General features: G+C 72.9%; 4 protein-coding genes. All 4 read left to right on the forward strand.

Features of this window, described 5'->3' with window-relative positions; translation table 11 throughout:
* The coding region (locus ACFWEP_RS33460) for a hypothetical protein (protein ID WP_387375888.1) at positions 1-288 on the forward strand (288 nt) is incomplete at its 5' end.
* Between the two features lie 90 nt (positions 289-378).
* Entirely contained in the window at positions 379-1,878 is a 1,500-nt protein-coding gene (locus ACFWEP_RS33465; RefSeq protein ID WP_387375890.1) for an amidase, read from the forward strand.
* A gap of 151 nt (positions 1,879-2,029) precedes the next feature.
* On the forward strand, positions 2,030-2,182 hold the full coding sequence (locus tag ACFWEP_RS33470) for a hypothetical protein (RefSeq protein ID WP_387375892.1): 153 nt from the start codon (positions 2,030-2,032) through the stop codon (positions 2,180-2,182).
* A 101-nt stretch (positions 2,183-2,283) separates the two neighbouring features.
* Complete coding sequence (locus ACFWEP_RS33475; protein ID WP_387375894.1) at positions 2,284-3,078, forward strand: hypothetical protein; 795 nt, start codon at positions 2,284-2,286, stop codon at positions 3,076-3,078.
* Positions 3,079-3,177: the final 99 nt, after the last annotated feature.

Raw genomic sequence — 3,177 nt, forward strand, 5'->3', positions numbered from 1 at the left:
GCCGAGGACAGCGCCGCTGCCGGGGGAACCGGCACGGCCGTCGGGCCCTGGTTCGTCCTGCCCGCGCTGGTCGCCTGGGCGGCCGGAGCGATCGCCGCCTGGATCCTCCATCAGGTGTATCCGGGCTCGGTGGACGCCGTTCTCGGCTTCGGTGTGGCGGCACTCGTGTACGGAGCACACCTCCTGCGGGCCCGGCACGACACGGGCACCGCCGCCATGAGTACTCCGGTGGCGGCCGAGGCCGACAGGCACCTCGCCGCGGAAGCCGCCGGTCCCGCCCGCGTCTGAGACCGGCCCTTCCAGCCGGGCACAGGGCACTCCTCGCGCCCGGCCCGCACGACCACCCGCCCTGCCCCGCACCCGGAAAAGAGGCCCCCCGTGACCCCCGAAGAGCGCGACGAACTCTGCTTCCTGCCGGCCACCGAGATCGTCGCGGCCGTGGCCGGCCGCAGGCTCTCGCCCGTCGAACTGGTCGATGCCGTGCTGGACCGCATGGAGCAGGTCAACCCGCTCATCGGGGCGTTCTGCACCCCCGCCCCCGAACAGGCCCGCGCGCGGGCGGCCCTGCTGGCCGACAGCCTGGCGCGCGGCGGGACCCCCGGCCCGCTGGCCGGCGTACCCCTGGGGGTGAAGGACCTGATCGCGACGGAAGGGCTGCTCACCACCTTCGGGTCGCCCACCTACCGCGACCACGTGCCCGATCAGGACGACATCGTCGTCGAACGCGGCACCGCGGCCGGAGCCGTCGTGCTCGGGAAGACCAACACCACGGAGTTCGGCTACAGCCCGGCCGGTCACAACCCCCTCTTCCCACCCAGCCGCAACCCCTGGCGGACCGACCTCACCCCCGGCGGATCGAGCGCCGGATCAGCGGCTGCCGTGGCCGCCGGCCTCGGACCGGTGGCGCTGGGGAGCGACGGCGGCTGCTCGCTGAGAGTGCCCGCGGCCTTCAGCGAACTGGTCGGCTTCAAACCGTCGATGGGGCGCGTACCCGTCTGGCCCGGCTGCCGCGACGAACGCCTGCCGGGTGCCTCGGGCTGGGAGAGCATCGAGCACCTCGGTGTCCTGACACGTACGGTCGCAGACACCGCGCTCATGCTCTCCGTGCTCGCCGGCCCCGACCCCCGCGACCGGCACTCCATCCCCTGCCACGACGTGGAGTGGACGGCCGCCGCCCGGCGCGGCACCGCGGAAGGATGCGCCGGGCTGCGCATCGCCTACAGCCCGGATCTCGGCTACCTGCCGGTCGACCCGGCGGTGCGTGCCGTGGTCGAGGACGCGGTGGCCGCCTTCCGCGGGCTGGGCTGCACCGTCGACGAAGTGGTCCCCGGCTGGAGCGATCCCGCCGAAGCCTTCCAGGCCGTCATCACGGCCGAAACCGACCTGACCGGCATGCGACGCCTGGTGGACCAGCACGGCTCCACGATGTCCCCGCATCTCGTGGCCTGGATGACGCGCGACTGGACGGCGCGGGAACTCACCGACGCCAACATCGTGCGCAAGGCCTTGACCAATCGCATGGCCGGGCTGATGTCCGAGTACGACCTCCTGATCACCCCCACGGCTGCCGTACCGCCCTTTCCGGTCGGCGTGCACGGCCCCGAGCGCATCGCGGGCCGAGCCGTCGGCGACACCGCCTGGATCGGCTTCAACTACCCGGCCTCCCTCACCGGCGCGCCCGCGATGAGCGTCCCGGCCGGCCGCACCCCCGACGACCTGCCCGTGGGACTCCAGTTGATCGGACGCCACCTGGCGGACGGGACCGTGCTCCGCACCGCGGCGGCGTACGAGAGCGTGCGCCCCTGGGCCCATCGCCGCCCCAGGCTGTCGCCGGACACCACCGGGACCATCCCGCCGGCCGCGGCCGCCACCCGCTGAACGGGTCGACCGCGTCCGCACCGGGAAGCGCGTCGCCCGGAGGAGGAAAGCCGGGCAGCCACGGTCGTACGAGGACCTGGCCGCCGCGGCGCAGCCCTGGCGACCGCGGGCGACGAGCGGTGCCGCGCCCTCCGCGGTGAGCAACCGCGGCATGAGCCGAACGCGGCGCGGCCGCCTGCGGACGGACTCGTTCAGCTCCTCCGGTGAGCAGATCCCGTCCTCGACCGTGCGGAGGGCGCGGGCGAGCAACGAGGGTGGCGCGCAAGTGATGTGGACGGCGACCGGCTGGACGGACGCGGTGTGACGAGACTGCGCGGGCCGGTATCCGGCCGCCGCCGTTCTGCCGGAACGACGGCCTTTGTAAAATGGTTTTACAAGTCAAAATTCTTTACTGGAGGTAGCGGCGTGAGCAGGACACGGGAGGCGGCGACGGAAGCGCTGCGCGAGTGGGCCGCGAACTTCCGGACCGCCCGCCGCGACCTGCTGATCGCCCTGGCGTGGCAGGCGGGTGAGACCAGCATCCCCGTACTCGCCGAGGCCGCCCGCGTCAGCCGTCCGACCGTGTACGCTGCCCTGCGCTCGCAGGGCATCGAGCCCGGCCACCGCCCCAAGGGGCCTGTGGTGCTCGACATCGGGCCGCTGGACATCGAGGGCTTCACCGGTCGGGACGAAACCGCCGAAGCGGAGTTCGACAGGGCGTTGGCCCGCTGGAAGGCGAGCTTCCCCCGTGCTGCCGCCGCCGAGTTCTACGACGAGGGGACGCGGCTCGTGGCTCTGATGGACACGACTGCCCGGTATGTCGACGTCCGGGGCCGCCTGGCACGCGAGCAGGTCGCCCGCGCCGAACGGGACCGCCTGCTGCGACTGGTCGACCGGCGGTGGGCGATGCTCAGCACCGCTCCGGCCTGGCACGCCGCACACCACGCCTATGTCGTCGCGGTCGAGGACGCCCGTGCCGGTGTCGAAGGGTGGCGCGAGAGCGCCGACACCGCGCTGCTGCGTCCCTTCCGTCCTCGAACACCCCTGCACGAGGCCGTGTACGGGCGGATCAAGGCCGCCGGCCACCCCGCCCTGGAAACCGCGACGGCCGACGTCGACCGTGCGCCTGCCAGGACCGCCGCACGGCTGCTCGCCGACCTCGTCCGGGCTCACGAGCGCCGCAAACGGCTCGCCGCCGAAACGCTGGTCCTCCAAGGCTGATTTTCTCTTCCATCGGCCCGCTGGATCAGACGCATCCACGGCAGTGATAAGAACTGCGGCGAAGAAGACCCGAAACCCTGGACTGCCCGACGCGGAATG

This window comes from Streptomyces sp. NPDC060198 (assembly GCF_042728415.1).
Taxonomy (GTDB): Bacteria; Actinomycetota; Actinomycetes; order Streptomycetales; family Streptomycetaceae; genus Streptomyces.